The sequence below is a fragment of the Thermincola sp. GK-1 genome, assembly GCF_059412445.1.
The window spans coordinates 80240-100757 of sequence record NZ_JBSQAT010000007.1; the positions used below are offsets into that span (position 1 = coordinate 80240).

Annotated in this window: 24 protein-coding genes; all 24 read right to left on the reverse strand. The window is 42.5% G+C overall.

Annotated features, from left to right (window positions below; genetic code table 11):
* Positions 1 to 3: 3 nt before the first annotated feature.
* Positions 4 to 420, reverse strand: a complete 417-nt coding sequence (locus tag ACSNJE_RS08535) for a hypothetical protein (protein WP_495252470.1) — start codon at positions 418 to 420, stop codon at positions 4 to 6.
* Positions 421 to 1560 carry a hypothetical protein gene (locus ACSNJE_RS08540; protein ID WP_495252471.1) on the reverse strand — a complete coding sequence of 380 codons (1140 nt, stop codon included), beginning with the start codon at positions 1558 to 1560 and terminating at the stop codon, positions 421 to 423. It abuts the gene before it with no gap.
* Complete coding sequence (locus tag ACSNJE_RS08545) at positions 1557 to 2804, reverse strand: DNRLRE domain-containing protein (RefSeq protein ID WP_495252472.1); 1248 nt, start codon at positions 2802 to 2804, stop codon at positions 1557 to 1559. Before ACSNJE_RS08545 ends, ACSNJE_RS08540 begins: the two co-directional genes overlap by 4 nt.
* 86 nt (positions 2805 to 2890) lie before the next feature.
* On the reverse strand, positions 2891 to 3106 hold the full coding sequence (locus ACSNJE_RS08550; protein WP_495252473.1) for a DUF7210 family protein: 216 nt from the start codon (positions 3104 to 3106) through the stop codon (positions 2891 to 2893).
* Between the two features lie 71 nt (positions 3107 to 3177).
* Positions 3178 to 4224: a major capsid protein gene (locus ACSNJE_RS08555; protein WP_495252474.1), complete on the reverse strand. Its 1047-nt coding sequence runs from the start codon at positions 4222 to 4224 to the stop codon at positions 3178 to 3180.
* A gap of 27 nt (positions 4225 to 4251) precedes the next feature.
* Complete coding sequence (locus ACSNJE_RS08560; protein WP_495252475.1) at positions 4252 to 4656, reverse strand: hypothetical protein; 405 nt, start codon at positions 4654 to 4656, stop codon at positions 4252 to 4254.
* Positions 4657 to 4683: 27 nt separating this feature from the next.
* A complete protein-coding gene (locus ACSNJE_RS08565; protein ID WP_495252476.1) occupies positions 4684 to 5514 on the reverse strand; it encodes a phage scaffolding protein in 831 nt (276 codons plus the stop codon).
* Between the two features lie 130 nt (positions 5515 to 5644).
* A complete protein-coding gene (locus ACSNJE_RS08570) occupies positions 5645 to 6592 on the reverse strand; it encodes a putative phage head morphogenesis protein (protein ID WP_495252477.1) in 948 nt (315 codons plus the stop codon).
* On the reverse strand, positions 6589 to 8115 hold the full coding sequence (locus ACSNJE_RS08575; RefSeq protein WP_495252478.1) for a phage portal protein: 1527 nt from the start codon (positions 8113 to 8115) through the stop codon (positions 6589 to 6591). Before ACSNJE_RS08575 ends, ACSNJE_RS08570 begins: the two co-directional genes overlap by 4 nt.
* Before the next feature lie 95 nt (positions 8116 to 8210).
* A complete protein-coding gene (locus ACSNJE_RS08580) occupies positions 8211 to 9638 on the reverse strand; it encodes a terminase large subunit domain-containing protein (RefSeq protein WP_495252479.1) in 1428 nt (475 codons plus the stop codon).
* Positions 9635 to 10543, reverse strand: coding sequence for a terminase small subunit (locus tag ACSNJE_RS08585; RefSeq protein WP_495252480.1), 909 nt, complete (start codon positions 10541 to 10543; stop codon positions 9635 to 9637). Before ACSNJE_RS08585 ends, ACSNJE_RS08580 begins: the two co-directional genes overlap by 4 nt.
* Before the next feature lie 4 nt (positions 10544 to 10547).
* Positions 10548 to 10685, reverse strand: a complete 138-nt coding sequence (locus ACSNJE_RS08590) for a hypothetical protein (protein WP_495252481.1) — start codon at positions 10683 to 10685, stop codon at positions 10548 to 10550.
* A 260-nt stretch (positions 10686 to 10945) separates the two neighbouring features.
* Positions 10946 to 11086, reverse strand: coding sequence for a hypothetical protein (locus tag ACSNJE_RS08595; protein WP_495252482.1), 141 nt, complete (start codon positions 11084 to 11086; stop codon positions 10946 to 10948).
* A gap of 15 nt (positions 11087 to 11101) precedes the next feature.
* A complete protein-coding gene (locus tag ACSNJE_RS08600; RefSeq protein ID WP_495252483.1) occupies positions 11102 to 12223 on the reverse strand; it encodes a B12-binding domain-containing radical SAM protein in 1122 nt (373 codons plus the stop codon).
* On the reverse strand, positions 12220 to 13734 hold the full coding sequence (locus ACSNJE_RS08605) for a DNA cytosine methyltransferase (protein WP_495252484.1): 1515 nt from the start codon (positions 13732 to 13734) through the stop codon (positions 12220 to 12222). Before ACSNJE_RS08605 ends, ACSNJE_RS08600 begins: the two co-directional genes overlap by 4 nt.
* 16 nt (positions 13735 to 13750) lie before the next feature.
* The gene (locus tag ACSNJE_RS08610) at positions 13751 to 14092 is read right to left on the reverse strand and encodes a hypothetical protein (RefSeq protein ID WP_495252485.1); all 342 of its coding nucleotides are present in this window, start codon (positions 14090 to 14092) and stop codon (positions 13751 to 13753) included.
* A gap of 162 nt (positions 14093 to 14254) precedes the next feature.
* Positions 14255 to 14602: a hypothetical protein gene (locus ACSNJE_RS08615; RefSeq protein ID WP_495252486.1), complete on the reverse strand. Its 348-nt coding sequence runs from the start codon at positions 14600 to 14602 to the stop codon at positions 14255 to 14257.
* Positions 14574 to 15104 (reverse strand): hypothetical protein, encoded by a 531-nt coding sequence (locus ACSNJE_RS08620; protein ID WP_495252487.1) that lies wholly within the window; start codon positions 15102 to 15104, stop codon positions 14574 to 14576. Before ACSNJE_RS08620 ends, ACSNJE_RS08615 begins: the two co-directional genes overlap by 29 nt.
* Complete coding sequence (locus ACSNJE_RS08625; RefSeq protein WP_495252529.1) at positions 15104 to 15625, reverse strand: RusA family crossover junction endodeoxyribonuclease; 522 nt, start codon at positions 15623 to 15625, stop codon at positions 15104 to 15106. Before ACSNJE_RS08625 ends, ACSNJE_RS08620 begins: the two co-directional genes overlap by 1 nt.
* Positions 15626 to 15723: 98 nt before the next feature.
* Positions 15724 to 16023, reverse strand: a complete 300-nt coding sequence (locus ACSNJE_RS08630; protein WP_495252488.1) for an AbrB/MazE/SpoVT family DNA-binding domain-containing protein — start codon at positions 16021 to 16023, stop codon at positions 15724 to 15726.
* On the reverse strand, positions 16024 to 16323 hold the full coding sequence (locus ACSNJE_RS08635) for a hypothetical protein (protein ID WP_495252489.1): 300 nt from the start codon (positions 16321 to 16323) through the stop codon (positions 16024 to 16026).
* Entirely contained in the window at positions 16320 to 16808 is a 489-nt protein-coding gene (locus ACSNJE_RS08640) for a 3D domain-containing protein (protein ID WP_495252490.1), read from the reverse strand. The genes ACSNJE_RS08635 and ACSNJE_RS08640 overlap by 4 nt, the downstream gene beginning before the upstream one ends.
* Before the next feature lie 8 nt (positions 16809 to 16816).
* Positions 16817 to 17248 carry a hypothetical protein gene (locus tag ACSNJE_RS08645; RefSeq protein WP_495252491.1) on the reverse strand — a complete coding sequence of 144 codons (432 nt, stop codon included), beginning with the start codon at positions 17246 to 17248 and terminating at the stop codon, positions 16817 to 16819.
* Positions 17249 to 17597: 349 nt separating this feature from the next.
* On the reverse strand, positions 17598 to 20483 hold the full coding sequence (locus tag ACSNJE_RS08650) for a CHC2 zinc finger domain-containing protein (RefSeq protein WP_495252492.1): 2886 nt from the start codon (positions 20481 to 20483) through the stop codon (positions 17598 to 17600).
* Positions 20484 to 20518 lie beyond the last annotated feature (35 nt).

Here is a 20518-nt window from a genome sequence, read left to right on the forward strand (position 1 = left end):
ATATCACCCCCGGTATGGCAAAACCGTGGACATTCTGGAACGTCTCCTTGCTCTTACTGCCTGTCGATATTGCTCTCTTAACGCCTTGGCTGTTTCGATATAATTTTTGCAGACCATTGACTTATCTACGCCTTCAGCATCCCTGCCCACATTAAATTTAAAAAATTTTGCTGAATCAGTAGCCAAGATTTCAAGACAATCTGCCCTGGCCAATAAGAGAATTAAATATTCCTCATTAGCAGGCAGATTATCTAATGTTGCACCGTGGCTAGCTAAAGCATCAGTGATAGCCTGATTAAGTTCCTCAGTTGAAAACGCTCTTTGGGTGATATCAAGATTAATATCTTTTAGCTTCTGCCTTAACCTCCCTGTTAGTCCCGGCTCAATATATGGTTCTGTTGGTGTTAAATCAATTGGCATTTACACCACCACCTCTCTTGTTGCTACGTTACCGTTAAACTCAAACTTCAGTATATATGCGCCCGGATCTAAATCTAAATACCAATCGCCAGCAGCATCCGTATAATTCACACCTTTAAGCTTGTTGCTGCCAGTAAGATAAGCTGAAACCCGCGCCCCCTCTACCGGAATCCCACCTGACAGTACTTTCATGTCTAACTGCGTTCCAGTAATTCTAATAGTGCCGGATCCCGGCCCAAGTTCTTTGATTTTTTGTAGCAAAGTAGTGCCTTCTGCCGATGGATCCCCCGTATCGGCCTGGAGTGCATCCAGTTTAGCATTTACCTCAGTCAACTCCACGCCAGTACTGGTTGCAGCCATATCTCTTGGCGTGGCTTCATCCGTTAGCGCTGAAGTTAGTTGCCGGACGTTTCGTGTCCATACTTTGTCAGGTAATGTATTAACTTCGGTGTTACTTGCAGGATCTGTAGGAAGGTTATCTGTTTTAGCTTTAATCTGGTCAACATAACCCTCAATAACAGGTAATTTGTCAAGATAATTTGCTCTCGCCGCTGTGAGTCTATTTTCCAGTTCATCTACAAATCCTTTAATTGCTGTATAAAGAGTAGTGGCATCAACTGATGGGTCACCTAAATTGGCCTGTATAGCCTGAACAGCACTTTCCAATGTATCTGTGTAAGCTTTTAGTAAAGTTAAGTCATTCTGGACAGTAGCCATATTAGTTTCAAGAGTATCTACATAGGCAGAAATAGCATCAGCGGTATCTTGGCTGGCCTTGGTAGCTAGGTCTGCCGCTATGCTGGCTCCTGTTGGAGTACCAAGGCGGTCTAATACATCTTTTTCAGTATTTTCCTTTATTCTAAAACAAAAAACCGTACCAACTATCTTTGACGTTGATACTGTGCCACGCATGGAAACTAAATATAGCCCCGGTCCTAAACCCACCGTATTAATAGTGCCACCATATAACCCTGTGGTATTGTCTAATTTCCCCGGAGCAGTTAGGGCCGTCCATGTGCCGTCTTGATTGCGTATTTTTACAGTAGGAGATACAGGATCTTCCACCGAACCCTGGTCATTATGAAACGTTTCAGCGTACGGGACCACTTCGCCAGCTTTAAATTCTCCTAAATATATCAACTTATCAACCTCCTTCCTAAAGCATTAATGGGACCGAATACGGAAGCGTTAACTGTTCCTGTCGGTTCAGTCCAGTCTATCACCAGTTTTGGCCGCAAAGTTGGGTCGGTGTAGTCAGAAGAATAGAACTGAACATAATTGTTACTCGGATAACTCGATTCATCGGTCGCTGTTGGCTTTAAATATATGCCGTAATTTGTGCCGGGGTTGTCTCGCCAACTGGTCAGTAAATCTGCGGGAAGTGTGAAGGTGTATGTTGATACTGACGAAGATATCTGATTCTGAGACAATACTGTCGCATCAAATGTTGGTTTTGTACCCCACGTTACAGTCATTTCGTCCCATGCGGAAGTTATCTTGTTTACCTGAACAATAGGGGTGCCTTGTGAAGCGGCTTTATTTACTTCTATGTACCCGCCTGTAATTGTTTTTTCGGCTACAACAGATAAATCAGCGAATTTTACAAGGCTACGGTAAACGTAGTTTGTGCCGTTAGTACCGACAATAAGGTAAACATTTGCACCATAGTTGCCTGCGAAGTTGCTTTGCCGAACATGCGTATCTATCCCCGCCGCTCCGTCCGGCTGCAAGGTGGTGGTAGGGTCAATTACTATCGGGTAAGTTGCATTCTGTAACCACGCGGCATCTGGCGTAAAAGTAACGCTCTGTCCGTCATAAGTTAGCGTTACCGGGCCACGGTTGCCCGCGGCATCTTGGGCATACGGTGCAGGGACACGGCCCACAGGAACGCCGTTGCGGTAGAAAATAAGTGCATTGCCTTCCTGTTGTACAGTACAACCAACCAATGTAATCGGGAAACTGAAACTCATCGGGTGGCCGGGTTGTTTCAGCACTATATCTCCTTTGACTCCTTCGGGAGTATTGATATACTTTAAGTCACAGTATTGCCAAGCATTGGCAAAAGTTATTGTATTGCCGCTAACACCAGGAGCAATATCGGGCAGGTCGTATTCAACGTATACCCCTTTGGCAAAGCCTATTTTTATAGCTTTTTTCTGGTCCTTAGTATACAATCTTAGGTTGTGGTCAGCCCTTTTTATCTTATGCCCAAATGTTATACCTTTATTGTCGGGAGTATTGTCATACTCCCAATTGCTGTTGAAGTCCTGAAATGTCTGACCGTCAAAGTAATGAAGTCCTTTTTGAACAATTGTTCTTTTCTGTCCATTACCCAAATCAAATGTTTTGCTATGTTTAGTGCGTTTCTCTGTTATCTCCCGCAAAGGGCATCACCCCTTCTTGCAAATCAGAATAAGCAAGAGAAGGAATACCATCCTTCCCTTAATTATTCCGATTTATCGATTTACTGTTACGTTAATTCGGTTTCACCATCGTCTTGGCCCTCAAGTGTTTTCTGCGCTTTGTCTGCTTCTACATCAATATTAGGGTCGTAAAGCTCAAATAAATCTTTATGAGTTTCATACGTATCTTCATCGATTTTAAATATATCCCCGATACCATAAGGCGTATCGTTGTACTTGACGGGTGATTTCGCCTTAACGTGTATCATCTTTTTCTTCACCATAAACCTTGTCCTCCTTTTTAATAACTAGCCGGGGGCCGCTTAAAGTGCAGCCCCCAAACCACTAACAACAATTAAGAATGAACAGTTGCAATGAAAATCTCATCGATGCGCTCAAAACTGGGAAGTACAATTTCAGAAACCACAGTTACCACGTTCACCGGATGTGGTTCTTTGTAGGTAGTAATAGCAACCCCAGTGTTTACTATTTCCACATCGGCATCGGTGTTACCGGCCATCAGGTCTGACTCTTCAGGGGTGGTACCGTAATAAGTGCTACCCAGGGCTCCTTCCGGGATGAGAGTGAATACATCATCCGGGAAATAATTTCTAGTTACTCCGCTCTCATCTTTGAACTTCTTGTCATAGACAGCAACGCTTAGGCCGCATTTAGCAATTAAGTACTGCTTTAACATGGTATCGGTAAGAATGATCTTCTCACCGTTAAGTATGTTCATATCCTGCTTAATACTTTGGTTCATCAAGAGGTAGTTCCATGTCTTGGTTGTACAGATAGCACGAGTTGGCTTGGTACCAGTAGCCTGCTCCCTGTTCTGTTGCCAGCGCTGAATGTCGGAAATTGGGCTAGAGTTTACAGTATCACTCCACCTTGCAGTATTCAACAGAGTTTCTTTTTGTTCACCAGCCAAGCCATAATCGTAGTTATAATCAATTCCGTTGGCAGTAATAGCAATCATACCGGTAGACAGCAGTTGCATGATCATGCGTTCAGGTTGAACATCGGCGCCGTCAACAAGGTTAGAAACGTCATCAAAAATCTTGTTGATGATTGGCTCAAGCATAGCACGGTTGCCAGATTGAAGAACCATGTTCAACTGCTGCCTGTCAGTTTCGCCAATTCTCATAGACTCACGGAAGAACGGCATCTCAGTTTCTACCTTGGTGACGCCAATCCTGTCGCGAATCGGTGCCTTGGTATCAAAGGCGGCAGGTTTGAGTGCTACCGGCAGGCCTTGGCTCCCCTTAATCCAGGAAAGATTTAGGCCCAACTGTTTCTTTGCGGGAAACAGTGTTGCTCCAAGAGGGGGAATTTTCTCAGAAGCATTAGTAGTGTAATAAGTCGCAATTTCTTTCGCATTAATGAGGTCAAAAATATTCATGTTGACTCACTCTCCTCTCCATTTAAATTAGTTGGCCCTGAATATGATGCGGCCATTGAGAGCCGCTTTAGCATCAGCACAGATAGCTTCCGGCAGCTTATTGCTATCGATAAAGCCGTGAACAATCATAGACCCAGCGGCAGGACCATAGGTAACGTCAACGTCCCTATGCAAGATGCCTTCAGCATCCACGCCGGCACCAGCTACACCCGAAGCCGCACCCTGAGTGTTCTTTTTCTCAACATTCTTGTTAGGGTCATCGAGAACGGATCCACCAATACCTCCGACAGGGGTCCCAGCGGGAACAATTTTTTTCCCGTCAGCGTTAGCCACTACTCCGGCATCGCTAACCATGACTGGAAATGCGACATAATGATCAGGAATCGCCAGAATTTCTTTAGTTCCCAAATAATCAGTTTTAACAAATTTCATAATCTACTCATCCTCCTTTTCAATTTTTTAACTAAAATAATTACTCTGAGCTTGCGCAGAATTTTTGGCAGCCTGAGCCCGTTTCTCCGCAAGTTCTTTTCCGAATGTACCCTTTTCCGTGGTGCCTCCGCCTTGGCGGCCACCGTTCCCGGTACTCCCTGGAGTTCCGCCAGGCTTTTGTTCACCAATCATATGAGGATTGTCCTTGGCAAAAGCCTCCACAGCTTCCTTAACTCCGGTTACCTGCCCATTTTCGATTTTGATATTGCTGCGGTCTAAGAGAGCTACAACCTGTTCAGGCTTAATAAATCCCATCTGTGCAGCCAAAACCTCAATTTTTGTGTCAATGAGAATCTTATTCGCCCGTTCTTCAGCTTCTCTGGCTTTGCGTTCCGATTCTTCCTTTTCAGCCTTCAAGCGCTCAGCCTCGGTCATAGCCTGTTTGTCAGCTTCTTTTTTGGCCTTTGCTGCTTCCTGCATAGCTTTGAATGATTCAAAACCCAAAGTCTTCGCCAACTCTTCATTTTTGCTCTCCCAGTGACGGTCTAACCGGCGCATTAAAGAAGCTTCATCCTGAAAAGTAATAGGCTGGGATCCGCCATTACCTCCATTGCCCCCATTACCACCATTACAACCGCCTCCGTTACCGCCTCCATTGTTCCCGGTGTTCCCGGTGCCGGCTCCGGCTCCGCCACTTCCAGCGCCGCCGTCACTTTCGTAACAACCGTGCATAGTAGCAAAATCGAAGCGGTCCCTAAAAGGCAAACCAAATAAAGTTTTCCAGAACATAAAACCATCCTTTCTTCCCGGTATTTGTACCCCGCCTCCGTTGGCGGGCCCGGCTGAGTTTAATGTCATCCCGTTTGGACATCCCGCACAGTTTAATGACATGAGCGTGTGGTCAAAAGAACAAACATAAAGCCCTAAGATTCATTCTTGAATCCTGGGCTCTTATTTCTAATTTGTCTATTTAATCCAATAGCAACTTTCACGCTGCTCTCCCCCTCAACTCTCGAAGATTAAGTGCTCCTGACTTTATCCATGACCTAAGTACCGGCACCAACCTACACCTGCAGCGCGGATGACTGGTAATGGTGGGTATCGGCAAATTTGTTCTCCGATAAACACCGGGCATTCCAGGGACACTTTGATAACCGGGATGTGTCCCTTTTGCCAAGTCAGGGCATGGTGGGTCAACCCGGCTGTCTCCAGCAGTAATCCAAGCATGGAATATTTCCTCACCGATTACTTCTTGGACATTATCAGCAAAATCAAGATAACCGGCAGAACTTGCCCTGATAATTTCAGTCCGAGCAATGAGTTCGCACCTAGTTTTTAAATCCATCGGTTTCTTTAAACCATCGGTAGTTAATCCCGTCCCAAAAATGCGCTTTGCTATTTTTGGAATACTCTCACCCGCCACAGCGCCCCGGGTTAGCTCCATTCGAATTTTGAACAATATGTCCGTCTCAACCTTCCCTGCCAGTTGCAACACGTTTCCGACCAGAACTTCTATCATTTCACGATTAACAAAACCAACTCCCCCAGTAACAGATGCCTTTAACCCACCTCCACTCAGTTTACCTGGAATTAAACTTTGAACCTTGGAAGCTAATTCATTGTCTAAGCCGACTACCAGCATTTCCGAAATAACTTCCTGCCCTATTGTATAAGCATCTTCAATTGCCTGATTCCTTGCTTGAACGGTTAGATTGGTATAATACTTAAGCTGCCGTTCAATATCAAGTATTATCCCTTCAAGGTACTCAAGCTTCAAAGCATTGGTATTGCCCTGAGCTTCAATAAATCGAATATAGAGGCTCTTTCGCGCCTCTTCATAGATTTCAATTAACTTTCGGGCTAATTTATTAGCCCTGGCTTCACGCTTTATTTTTAACTGTTCAAGAAATTTTAACAGGTCATCCGGCAGGCTCATTCTTCACCGCTCCCACTATTATCATCGTACTTGTCTTCAACGGGACCAGGTTCACCGCCAAGAGCCTCTCTTAAAAGTTTCTTTTCTGTAAGTATTTCGGCCAGTTTTTGCTCAGGGTTTTCTATACCGAGAGCATCCATAGCTCCTTTTAGACTTTGGATTAAAGTAACTACTTTCTTGGTTTCCAGTTCAACAATTTCTGCCTCATTTTCCGGTATTGGCATCTGGGTCTTAACTTCTACCAGTTCATCAATTTCACCAGGGAGAATATTATCTAAGCCAGCAGATCTTATCAAGTCCTGGTCATAATGCTTCCTGGTATCATACTTATTAAGCATATACAATGCTTTACCGAAAAGTCGCTGAAGCCTTGGCTTCCAAACTATCATACTTTGATTCGTTGCACTAATGATAACTCCGTACAAAAGCTTAATAGCAAAACCACTTAACTGTCCCATACCTTTAATTTGTTCCGGTGCTATGTTCGGCACACTTGCCATTTGGTGCATAATTTTAAGGAGTATTTCAAGATGTTCTTTCAAAGCTTCTCGATATTTGAACTCATTTTCTAAAGTTTTTGCATCGGCCGGGGTTTCGGAGTCAAAGCTCTGCAGATTCCATAGAGCGTTAGGCTGTACCTTAAGTCTTATATCTTTACCTTGTTTAAGGGCTTCCTGTATATCTTCCTCACTTGGCAGCAAAGCATTTAGGATTACCTTAATCGCAAACATACCAAAACGCAGGCTATCAGCATTATCACTCAGCTTGCGTTCTATTTCATCATTCAAATCCTTTAATTTTTTTACTTCTGATCTACCTTCTGTTTCACCGGTTAGTCCTCCATTTGGGAATATTTCCACCGGAATAAAAGGTAACTTTAAATCTACAGGTTCAACTATCGATTTAACCCGCTCAAGTTTCGTGTTATAATAGGCCTCTTCCATCCAACAACTACCGTCCTGCATCCAGTAGGTTTGCTTCCAAATAGTGTCATCATCGATAAAGGCTACAAAATGAATTTTTTCAAGGACATCAACATCATCCGGATTGTATATTGGCCAATACTCAAGCCTTGGACGCCAGATAATCCGTAAACCAAGGTTTTCGTTATAATGCAGCTTCGCACATACAGAACCACCAATGAAATGGTCCTTTGCTCCTTTTAATAGTTTTTCATGCATCATATTCTGCTTCATTATCTGATACAGAAGCCGCTCCCTGGCAGCTGCTTCGACATCAGCCGCCTTTTGCTTTTCACTTGGCTGATACCCAGGTTTTAAAATTTCCTCTTGTGGGTCCTCCTGCCGAGCCGGGCAGGCTAAACCAATGGGCCGTTCAAACATGAACGCCGCCCGCTTATCGATAAACCATGCGGTAAGGTTAGCCGTAATCATTGTAGGAGTATAATCAAGATTGTTTTCTGCTTTTAAATCTTCTGGTTTAATTTCTTTCCTCTGCTCATCGACCCAATGCTTACCGTCATAGTAATCATAAAATTCAATTAACTCATTAATTAATTTCAAGCCCTCTTCACCCAAATACTGAAGCTGGGTTCCGTCATCTAACCTATATGCCAATTTGGGAAAAGAAGTCAGGTCTCGTTTTTTGGCCAATATCATCACCTCATTCCTGAACGGTAGGTGGTAGTTACAGCTTCTTTTGATTTAATGTAAGTATGAAGCGCATATCTGAGCGCATCAAGCAAATGATCGGGGCATCTGTCCTTGTCCGGTTCTTCCCGGAAAATGCCTTCCCGGTTTTCCTTCCATTTGTAGCCTTCAATTTCTTTTATAAGGTTGATTAACCGCTCCGAAATAAATAAACGAGGCCTTCCTGTATCCTCGTTTACATGAAAAAGAGTTGCTACTGTTTGTATCCCGGCATGGACATCATTGTTGGCCTTCCGGATTGGGATCTTATTCTGCCTGTAATCTGCAATATTTTGCGGTTCACTGGGATCAGCATAAAAAGTACTGACTTTATATTTTTTGTATAGTGCCTTATCAATTTTAACCCAGGTTTCGGCGCTAGGGTCATTGCTATTTATCAGTCGGCCAGCTTTATATTCCTCATGGAAGGCGTAAAAATCACCTTTTTTGGTAACTCCAATTAAAATGGTTGCGCCAGGTTTCGCAAAGTTCCAGTCCTTGCCGCCGATAACAGTAACAAATTGATCATAAGGTATTTGACTATCTTTGATTACATGGGTTTTTCGAGAGAACTCATCGTACACTTGGCCGTGGAAACTCTCCAGACTGGCCATATACTCACGTTCAAAGTACCTTCGCGGGAGTGTTTTCCTGGCTTGTTCAACCTCTTCAGCAAGAAAAGGAATCGTAGTATTATCCAGGGTGGTAAAATGGAAGTTTTCATACTCTTGGTTGTAAAGCTCATCAACAATGTCACCAAACCGGTATATCTCTTCGTAATACCAATTTTTCCCGAGAGGAGTGGTTGAAAAAATACCCCATCCTCTTTTATCAGATAGAGTCATCCGCAAGTTCCCGGACCATACTTCCGGCTTTAATCTTGCGGTCTCATCTATCCATATCCCGTTTAAGCCGGTACCAACCAACTTTTTGGGATTATCCCCAGATTTAAATTCAATAAGAACGCAACCCATAAGCCAGAGAGTCTTATCACTCTCTGACCATAGAAAACCAAGCTCCTCTTCGTAATCCTCAAGAACTTCAAAAACTTCACGCTGTTGAATCTTAGAGAGGTTATAGTCAGGGGCAACAGCCCAGTAATGGAGCAGCGGTTTAACGTTTTTCTTCTTCCGGTTGCGTTTTTTTTGTTTCCGATATCGCTCGTTTTCCTTTTTGCGTTTATCTAGGTAAGCCTCAATTACTTCCCTGGGAGTATTCCCGTAATCTTCGAGGATACGTTTGATAAACTCCCTGCCGGCTCCGAACGTCTTGCCGCTCCGCCTGCCGGCAATGAGGTTTTTAAACCTTGCTTTTGATTCATGAAATTCCCATTGCTTTAAGTGAGGCTGGTAGTTTTCGAAGATGTTGATTCTTAGAACATTGACCGGTTGGTTCATTCTGTGTCACCAGCCTCAGCCGGCAGCTCCGGTTTCTTTATGGTGGTATCTATAATGTAAACCTTATTACCTTCCTGGGCGCCGTCTAATGATTTCTCATACTCAAACTTTTCACGTTCAAGTTTAAGCCGTTCTTCCTCTATCCGGCGTTTATGCTTATCAGGTAACAGATCCAGATATTTCTCCAGTTTCTCCAAGGCCTTCATTTTATCGTGGAGCTTAATACTTACTCCGTCCCGGCCTTGCTTAACTTCGCTGATAAGAGTACCGTCAATTTGTCTACTGGGTTTTAGATTAATGTAATTGACAGTTTGGGTAAGCTGGTTCCCGTTTTCATCCTTAGCGGGGCCGAACATGGTAATAACGGGCACATCTTTTTGGCCAAACTCTACATAATCAGTAATGTCTCCAAAGGCTATCTTCATATAGACCTTGAGGATATCCACTGCATCAAAAAAGAGCTCTTCCTGTATAATGCCCTTAAGCCTGCGGATTTCTGCGCGAATTTTATCATTTTTTAGCAGGCGGCAACCTTCAACATGGGCGCTATCCTTAGAATAACCGGCTTTAATTGCCGACATTGTTGCATTGAAACTTTTGATGTAATATAGACAGAATAAACGTTGCTTTTCGGTGAGATTAGAAGAAATATCATCCTCTTTGAATTGATCCGATGGTTCCCTTGATTTAACCTTTTTATTAGTAACGTTACTTTTCTTTTTTGGTAACGTTACTTTTTTGCTGCCGTGTAACTTTTCGTCCCATCGGTCCTGGCTCTTCCATTTCCGGATCTGGGTGTCCTTCACGCCCAGCTCTGTTGCTATTTCGAATAGCGGCTTCCGCCCGTCGCTCAATACCCATATTTCAAACGCTTTTTCCCTCAATGGACTTCTTTGTCTGGCCACTACATCATCCCCCACCTCCGGGAGCCGATTTATGTTTCTTCTGCTCTTCCAGACACTGCTTACACAGTATACAACGTTCTTCATCGTAATCGCTGATGAAGAATTCATAACCGCAATTCTTACAAATAACGATACAACCCAATAATATCGCCTTCTATTCACTAATAAATATTTAGTATAGAGGTAAAAATAAAAGAGCCCGTTGGCTCTTAATCAAAAAGTTAATTTGTCCAATTAGAAACAAACTAAACAATTTAAAAAGCAAAAAACTAACCCGCCCTGTTAATCAAAGGCGGGTTTAGTGTGTAGGCTACGCCTCCATTATACCATAATTTCCCGAATTGTCAAATCGGTAATGGTTAACGTCTATTCCTCTTCCTGGATGTCCTGTTTGCTTTTCAATTAATCATGGCTGGCTACTTCGCGCTCTTTTTCCTGCCCTTTATAGTCTAAAGGGACAGTCCCTACCGTAGTTTTTACGACACCATTTTGCCAATCAAACATGACCACCGGTTTACCATTAACGAATATTGCTGATTTCAAGTAAAACCCTCTCCTTTAAATCAAATTTGTTAATCCAAACTCTCTTAAAATTTGAAGCGGTATGTTGTAATTTATTTTTGCAGGGTTATAATTTGTAAGGTCTAAACGGACAAGTATATTTTGCCACCGGCAATGTTTTCGAAAAGCTTTTACTTGTCTGTCCGTCCAGTTTGGATGGATATAGTAATCGTTGCTAGTTTGTTGCTTTCTACTATCATAATTATCAAATAACGAATTTTTAGGCCGGTATCTACAATCAGCTACCTGCACTCCCCACTCCCGACATTTCTGTCGTTTATATTCCATTAATTCAAAAGGAATATCATGGTTATATAGCATAAATACTTGAATATTTTTCCTACTATAACCAGCATCCACAAACATATCAATGGCATTTTTCACTGTTACTTCTTCGGACAAATCATTATCCCACGCTATCCTAGGGAGTGTGAACCGCGCAACTTTAATCTTCCTAGCCAATTCAGGAGTCAATAGTCGAGCATCAAATCCGCTTTGGCTCTCATAATAAACCACCTTCCTGTTAACCCGAACCTCAGCCAGTAATTCTAATAGCATATGAATCTGGTTATGAGCTAACAAATTATTATCAAAGAAAAGAACCTTGTTTTTATTAATTTCACCTATGATTCTGTTAACTGGCTTACAAGTATGCCTGGGTTCAATCTTATAAGTCATACAGAAACTACATTTACGGATACACCCGCGTGAAGCATGAATAATTTGATAGTCAATTGGTTCAGGTAATAAACTGTAATCAGGTTCATATTCTTCAGCTTCCGGATGAATCCCAGTAAAAATTTCATCTGCAAAGCTTAGTTTCGCATGTTCTGGCATTAGTGTGGCATAGATCCCGCCAAGGATTATCTTCGCATTCGGATACCAGGCTTTATAAAACCGAACACAGTCCCATGCATATTTGTGCCAGTATGTAAAAAGTGATGTTATATAAATTTCATCTGGATAAAAGTCAATACTCTGAGGGCCCTCAACTAACCTGACCTGATGTCCAGAATCTTTTAGCCAGGCGCCAATTTTAAGTAATCCCACCGGCAAGCATTTATTAAAATTTTTGCTTTTGTTTTTTGGGTATCGTGGTGTTACCAGAAGAACCTTCATAATATCACCTGCTTAGAGATATCATTGTATCGCTCATCTTTTTTCTTCGGCACAACCCATATATCCGTTCCTGTTAAGCTTAAAGCCCATTCACCACTAAGGCTTTGCAGTAAAGCTATCATTATTGTGTTGCCGATCGCAGTAGCTGCCGCCGGAGGAACAGCGTTTCCTATCATTTCTCGCCACTTAGCATCTGATTTCCCGGGGAGTTGGAAGGGTCTGCCATCCGCTAAGGTAAGGGGGAACCCCTGTAAAGCTGCAAGCTCCAATGTAGTGAGTGGCCGATGCCAGGTACCGTCAAAGGAAATAATTATCCACTTACCAGATTTATTATCTTCCGGAATGCGGGGGTCCGCTACCGCCCCTGGCCCCGCATGAATATCCATAGCACCGGTGACTGTATATCCCGGCTTGTCCCATGCCTGCACACCCATCACCCCATCTCGGCAAGTACATCCCAAACGGAGATCGGTTATGTATAGTGCCGGTTCATCAGACCTAACTAGCTGGTACACCTGCTGGTTATCTCTGGCCGGCAATCTCGGGTCCGCTATATTCGCCGCATTGGAACCGTTAACTTTGGCGTTACCTGTTACAGTGTTCGCAGGAGAATTCCAGTCTTGTACCCCGAACGAACCGCCGCCCCGGGGAATGTATTCCAATCTGTACTGTTCCGGCGCTATCTTCTCTAAATCCCGCCAGTCTCCACCAGCAGGTATCAAAGCTAGCCTTACCCATGTTTTCCACTGCAAGTTTGGTAACCTATGTAACGGCCCTGCTGTCGGGTCGTCTGGCGATGGCATAGGACCTATGATTTCTCCTATGGACTTTACTCTGCGCTTAGGTGGTTTATAAACGAATGATGTAATTTTTTGTGGGTTTCTTGCTATCAACAGGTATCTTTTCCTGTGCTGGCCCAAGCCTCCTATCTCACCGCAATCGTGTATTTCGTCTTCCGGTAGGCATATGACATAACCGTAAGATTCCAACATACCCCTGATAGTGTTGAGTAATTTGGCTCCTCGCGTTCTAATTCGTGGTACATTTTCAAGCATAATTATTGCTGGCAGGTTATCCCGAAATGCTTCAAGTATGAGGAATATTCCTCGAATAGTCAGGTTGTTTAGCGCCTGGTATTTTTTGCTTTTAGCTGTTTTCTCGGGTAATAATGCGCTAAATCCTTTGCATGGTGGACTGGTAAAAATAATATCAGGCGCAATCCCCTGAGTTACTCTGAATAAGTCTTCAGGGGTTACTTCCTTCCAGTCGTCCGGCGGTTCTTTTCCATAAAACGCCACGTAATCATCTCTGCTGAACAGGTCCATACAAACCGAAGGAGCCCCAGTAATTTCTTCAAAGGCACGACACGAATTTGGGTCACAGTCTATCCCGGCTAACGTTTCAAAACGGCCTTTCAGTTCTCTCCATTTTCCGAAAGAGTTTTGGAAACCAAGAGCCGCGCCTCCTATGCCACAAAACAAGTGAAGTATCTTAAACACTACTTCCTGCAATATTTTCACCCCTTTTTTAAAACTCCCATGGTTCCTTATGCACCTTCGTACCCTTTTTTTTGTTTCGGCGCCCTGACTTGCTGCTGCTTCTCTTGTTCGGATTAATCACCGGTACCGGTGGTAGCGGATCTCCATATATACTGTGATGTACTCGGTTCCGTAATACTTTCTCTAACTGTTTTGCCCGTAGCTCACGTCTAATTTCCTTAAGCTTGTATTCATCCGGCCAGAGTTCAGAGTTGCAGCAGGGGCAACGCCAGAATGTTTTTTCCTCATCAAGCTGCATTATTACTGGTTTTTTTATGAGCTTGTTTACTTTGCAAATAGGACATTCAACTGAGGTAATTTCCATTTCCAACGTTACCCCCTCCTTTGACTACTCACTATCTCTGTCATACCCTTCCTGACACTCCGGGCACAGATCATCACTAAAGGTTCCTGTAATCCCTTGACAACTTGCCATAAACTTTAAGCAATTTATACACCTTGCGTTAACCTCTTCGCACATTTATACCGCCTCCTAGTAAATAATGTCCCTGGGGCTCATAAGGTCTTTCAATCTCCTAAGCCTTTTAAGTTCCTGCTCTTCCTTCATTTCAAGGTAAATAAGATAGTATTTTTCATAATCTTTAAAGTATGTAAGTCTTTTATAGCAATTTCCACAGGAGCCCGTATTATCCTTAAGCCTAATAGTAAAGTTGTTCTTCCCGCAGAACGGGCAGGTAGTGTTAATCATTACTCCTACAATCTTGATACCGTGAATCTGGTGTAAAATCCGGAAATGGTTCAATACTTCCGCCAGGCAAGTAAGGTAATGGTTTGTGTCAGGTTTTTTAGTTTTAATTGGTATTCCCATCTTTTGCTTCATCAGCGCACCCCTTAACTTTTGGTCCATAAAGTGCGTTTAATCGTTCAATCTCTTCTATAATCCGGTTCACGTCCGATAAATTAATTTTTCCGATACTGGCTAAAAATTTTTTTAAAGCGTACTTTGCTGAAACGTTCTGCACATTCTCGATGGCGTTTAATACTGCCCGGATAGTAGTCTTTGACAACCCTGAATTACGGCCGTAAATTAAAGCGACAACATCATCTTTAGCTAATCTGGTTGAAATATTTTGGAGGGTTTGATTTATAGTGGAGATTATTGTAAAGCAGTTATCAAGAACAGTTTTAAAGTTAGTTAGCTCATCTTTCGTTAGGACCTGTCCGTCCGGCAGTTCAATTTCTTTCGGGCATTGAGTTATGTCTTTTAATAAGATTAGCTCACCCGTCTCCAAACAACATTCTATCTGCTCGCCAGTTACCTTTGTTATTCCTCGATATTCACATAGAATACATTTCTTAGATAAAGAATTGTTATCCAACACTATTCACCTCCTGAATTCAAGTCCGTATCCAATGTTTCTACCGTAATCTCAACTCGTGGCTGGAAACTGTAATACTTTCCGGTTCCTGCTCCGTTTTCTACTATCTGACTATCATCAATCCATACAACAGAATTTAACCCGTCTTTAATGGCCTTTTCATAGTTATCCTTATCTGGCTTGGTAATCGGCCTAATTACCCCTGCTTCCGCTAATACCGCTTTCTTTTTACTGAATGACTTGGGAATTGACCTGTAAGCCTTCCAGGTTAATCTAATGGCTCCTCTAATTGGCTCCGGCACTTCCCCAAATTGTTCCTTTAAAGCCATTATCGCCTGGGCCCTAATGTTCTGCTCATATGCCTGCGTTTTCCCCGGCGTATAGTGTATCGTAAACTCTTTCCCTTCTTTTGGTTTAATCCTACGTGATCTTGGCCTAAGTTTTGCGACCGGCTCCCCATAGATAACAAACGAGAATTTGATAAAGATTCCTCCTTCCTTACGAGAATGACTACCCGGCCTAATTCACAGCTTATCTTATCACAGTATCCCATTTCCCCTAAGTTACACACCGAGCGAGAATAGAGGCAATAAAATTTTTTCATTGGTATCCTTGCCACCTTTTATCTAAGGACCTTCATTAGCTTCTTAGCTGACGCCGGTTTCTGGTTCAGTTCAACAACAGCTTGTCCCATGATAGCGGCGCAACATTTACATACTATTTTGCCGCGGAAATCAATTGTGTTGTTTGCTTCACCGCAAAATATGCAACCATGTTGATACTTTTTAAGGATAATCTTATCTCCCTCAACAAAGATTTCTAAAAGGTCTTTTTCATCTATACCAAAATTTCTTCTTAATGTTATGGGTAACACCATTCTGCCTAACTCATCAACTTTACGCACTATTCCAGTAGACTTCATTTAACTCTCTCCTTTCGTGTTATCAACTATTAGTTTCAGGTGCCGTTCAACCTGTATTTCCTTTGGTCCTAAGTACCAGACCATTTCGTCTGGTATGTCCAATCCCTGAGTCCTCATTACGTTGCGGCAAAAAATTTCGTAGTGTTCGAACAGAACGGAGTTAATTTCAACCAGGTTATCCATGAGCTCGTCAATATACTCCGCATCACCCTGTGGGTCACGAAATAGATTACTTTTTTCTTCTTGGCTTAAATGTCCCAGCCAGTGTAAAAAACTTTCTTTATGAATCAACATTGTCATGGCATTTCGCCTCCATAAACATAGACCCGGACTTTTTGCCTGCCCCACTTCATAGCTTCCTTGTAAGTTGGCAGCCAAACGTCAATCTTATAACCCTTAATGTCCTTACCCGTATCCGTGGCCGTAGCCCAGCCGTATCCTTCAACGTAAAGTTTGGTCCCAAGGGGAATAACTTTTGGATCTACTGCTACCGTTCCTATACATGTTCTTGTTCCGCTGGCTGTGGGATTCTTTGTTAATATGTAGGCTGTGGCTTCTACCAGTAAACTTTTTTTAGGTTTATTCTCCCCTCTTGATACAGCTGCATCATGTTTTCTTCTAAAAGCTGGTTTACGCTTTTCATATACAGCATGTGATACAGAATAAACCCTGCTGCTAACCCTAACAGAAACATTGCCGGTATCAGGATTATCAGAATCGATGAATACTCTTTCATAAGCAAACACTCCCGCAACTAAAATCAAAACGAATATTAACTTTTTCAAGCAATCACCTACCTTAACCAAGCATCACGCAGGGACTGCTGTTCAAAAGCTCCTTCCGGTAGTTTGGCATCCGATATGACCCCAAGTCTTGTTATATGGAACAACTCGATTAGTTGTTCTCTTATCGGCGCCAACCACTTTTGCTTTATTTCCTCCCAGTCATCGACTGAATTTTCCCCCGGCAGCAACTTGAACCCGTTTTCAGTTTTAGCTAATCTAGCACCTGAACAGCGAATCCCGTGCAAAGTCCCAAATAACTTCGGGTAAATCTGCTTAGTATTTATGAGCAATTCGACCCAAAAAACATGATCATCCAATAAATCGGGCCTTGGGTCAGTTAAATGATCTATAATGTTTTCCGACTGTTTGTTTTCCGGAGTTACCAAGTGCTGCTTTTGTCTTTTTTTCTCGTTTAGGATTCTCTGATACCTGTTTGACAATGGTTTCACCACCATACCATATACCCCTATATTTTTTTATTTTACATTTTCTACTCTTACGCTGATGTAATGGAAATGTAAGGGAAAATGTAAGGTCATGCAATACAAATGATTTATACTATTTTATACCCAACCTGGGTATATTCCTTACATCCTTACATTACATTTGGTGATATAAATATTTTTTTGCTACGTTAACTTTTAAAAACTAAAATGATTAATCTAAATTAAAAACAAATTTTCGTTGCCTGTTTTATGTAAGAAATGTAAGGTTCAACGTAATGCCTTGGCGTTCTAAGAGTTCCCACATTACATGATTCATTACATATCCATTACATTCCTTACATTTTTACATATCTAAACTGGGAGGGTTTTTGCGTTTAATGTGATCAACTAGTTCTTTGATTGTTTCAGTTGCCTTATTTATATCTATGACTGTTGTTCTGACCGTACTCTGGCCCATCCAAACGGCTTCACCACTAGAGATAAAATACTGTTCTTCTTGGAGATACTTAAGAATTGATAACTTATCGAAGGGCTCCCGGCCCGTTTTCTTCCGGTAGTGTACTGACCAGGTTTCAAACACTCCTTTAAACCACATATAAAGCTTGTCCCCGGCAACTTTAAAGTAATTGTCCCCAAACTCGCCTTCGATATAGAGGTAATGCACGTCATCCCAAAACTGGTTCAACATATGTTCCTGTTCTCCGAACTGTTTGATTTCTTGGCACGATTGTTCAACCCAATCAATGAACTTATCGTCTTCGAACACTGTCGCTTCAAAGGCCCCGGCGCATATAGCCCAGTTCTCGGCTGTCCGATCAGACACATCTAACTCTACCAACAGCTTTTTGACTCCCGCAATGTTATCAAGTATCTTTGGTAAGTACTTATCGTAGTTGACTATCAGGTGACGGATAAAGCCACTAAACCGCCTGCTGTGTTTATTTATCCATTCATAATGGTTATTTTCCGATTTGCGTTTCTTTGTTGAAATTTGAAGAGGTATGCAGCGGGACAATAGTCCGTTGTCCCGGGGCAGTTCTTCACCTGAAATAGCAATTGTAGAATTAACAGTGAATCCCCGGGTCTGAAATGCAGTGGCTGTACCCTTGCCGGATATCTGCCGGTTGTAAGCTGACCGGAAAAACCCGTCCTTTTGAGTAACTTTAGCCTCGTTTCGGTATTCATCAAACCAAACGCCAAGGCTGGAATAGTAGGACAAAACCCGGGCGATAAAGTTTGCAGTTGTGGTATCCCCTATTGTAATCCCGTCATTCTCAATGCCAAAGAAAGACATTATCCATCGCATAAATGTACTTTTACCTGATGCACGCCGACCATGAAGAAACAGTATCGGAAAACATTTATAATACTCAAATATATCTTTGCTAAAAACAGTCCCAATTACCCATCCTATTGCAATGTATGCTTCGTAACCGCCAACAGTATCATAAAGCTTTTTTGCAATATCTTTAATGTCAACCTCGAATTCATATAAGGAAGGTATGGCATCTTCCACTGGCTCTCCCTTTGGTCCTATCTGCATTGACTGGGGTTTATAACCTTTACCACCTATCCATACTATCCCGTCACTATCTGGCCTGTATATCTCGCCTTTTCTAATAGCCATGTTTCCAAAGAGCCAAAGGTCTTTATCCAGTCTACCTATCTTCTCCGGCATGTAAATCATATCGCCGGTATCCCGCAAGAATTCATATTTCCATATAAGCATCAGATCATCTGACCGGCCTTCAAAAATATAGTTCCCTTTTGAAAAACAAAACTTCTTGAAGGAATCCACCCCGGCCATGTCGGACGGTTCCAAAGCAAATGTTTCCGAACGCTCACCGTATTCATTAACTAGTTCCACATTTCGGATAACTCCGGATGGAGTAAAGAAGCTGGACCGGATATTGATAACGAAGTTAGATATATATTTTTCATATGCTTCTCCTCCATCACGAGACTTCCTGGTAACTACATATTTGTTGAATTCCCTTTTTATCGGAAGTCCCTGGCTGAAAAACTTGGCTTTTTTCCTCTTAATGATTCGCAAAGCCTCTTCCGGTTGCGAATCAATATATTCCTCCGGAGATACCGCCGAATTGATTACACGTAGTATTTCCTCTCGGGTATGCCCCTGGGCCAGTGCCCCGTCAAAATCAACTTTCCCTTTAACCCGCCATTCTGCCGGCAAATCTGCTATATTTGCTTCAATGTCTGCCTGGTTTAGTTTGTATGCAGTAACATAAGCCCAAAATTGAGTATCGTAACGTTTGTCTGCTCGTGGCTTGTAGTTTGGTAAGCTGGGGTCATCCTTTACTTCGCTATCAAATATGATAGTGACTTTTTCTACTCCCCACTTAGTTAGTGTTTGTACAAGCCGGTCAAAATTTTTTACCGCAAAGGAGGATATACCTGGCTGACCTAGTCCCGGGATTCCCCACTGATAAAGTGCTGCTGCTTTGAATTCCCCTTCTGTGAGAACAATATGCCTAGTATCTTTTCCTTTAAGTAGATATTGACAGTAAATATGAGTGGGGAAGTTCTCGAACCCGATTTTATGTGGCCTAATATGATAGATTTCGCCTTGTTCATCTAGGTACGGTATTAGTGGGATATCCTTTAGCAGCTGTTCTTCAATGATGTGGGAGTTGTTAACTTTTTTAATGAGGCCGGAGTTTAAGAGATCGTCCAAGGAATATTCAGCCCGGAGTTTTTCTATGATTTTTTCAACATGCTGACCTCCTGAGCGAAAACGAAGCGTATTAATGGTATCATCCGTGAAACCTCGCTTAATTTTAAACTCTTCCCGGTGCTTGTCGGTAAGCGGCAGGAGTTCAAAAAATCTCTTATAAATTTGCTTCACCGTATCGGGTAAATTAACCGGTTTCTGCTCCGCCTCTGATTTCTTTTTTGCGGTAGACTTTTTCCGTTTTGACGGTACATCTTCAAGGCCCAGAAACTTCTTTATCTCTTTAACAGCATCACCGTTGCTGCAAGCCTTAAGCTTAGCGTAAAAACTAATTGCGTTACCTGATTCTTCACACTTAAAACACTTCCAGAGCCCTTTTTTTGGGTCAAGTGAAAAGTGGTCAGAATCTCCACAGAACGGACAGGCACAGCTCCAGGATTTACCTTTGCGCTTGACGATAACCAAGCCGTTTTTTTCAAACCATTGGGGTATATCTAGTTTTGATATCAGATCATCTAAACTGAAATCAGCCGGCAATACAGTCACCCCTAACTTGTTGTGAAGAGGTCTTT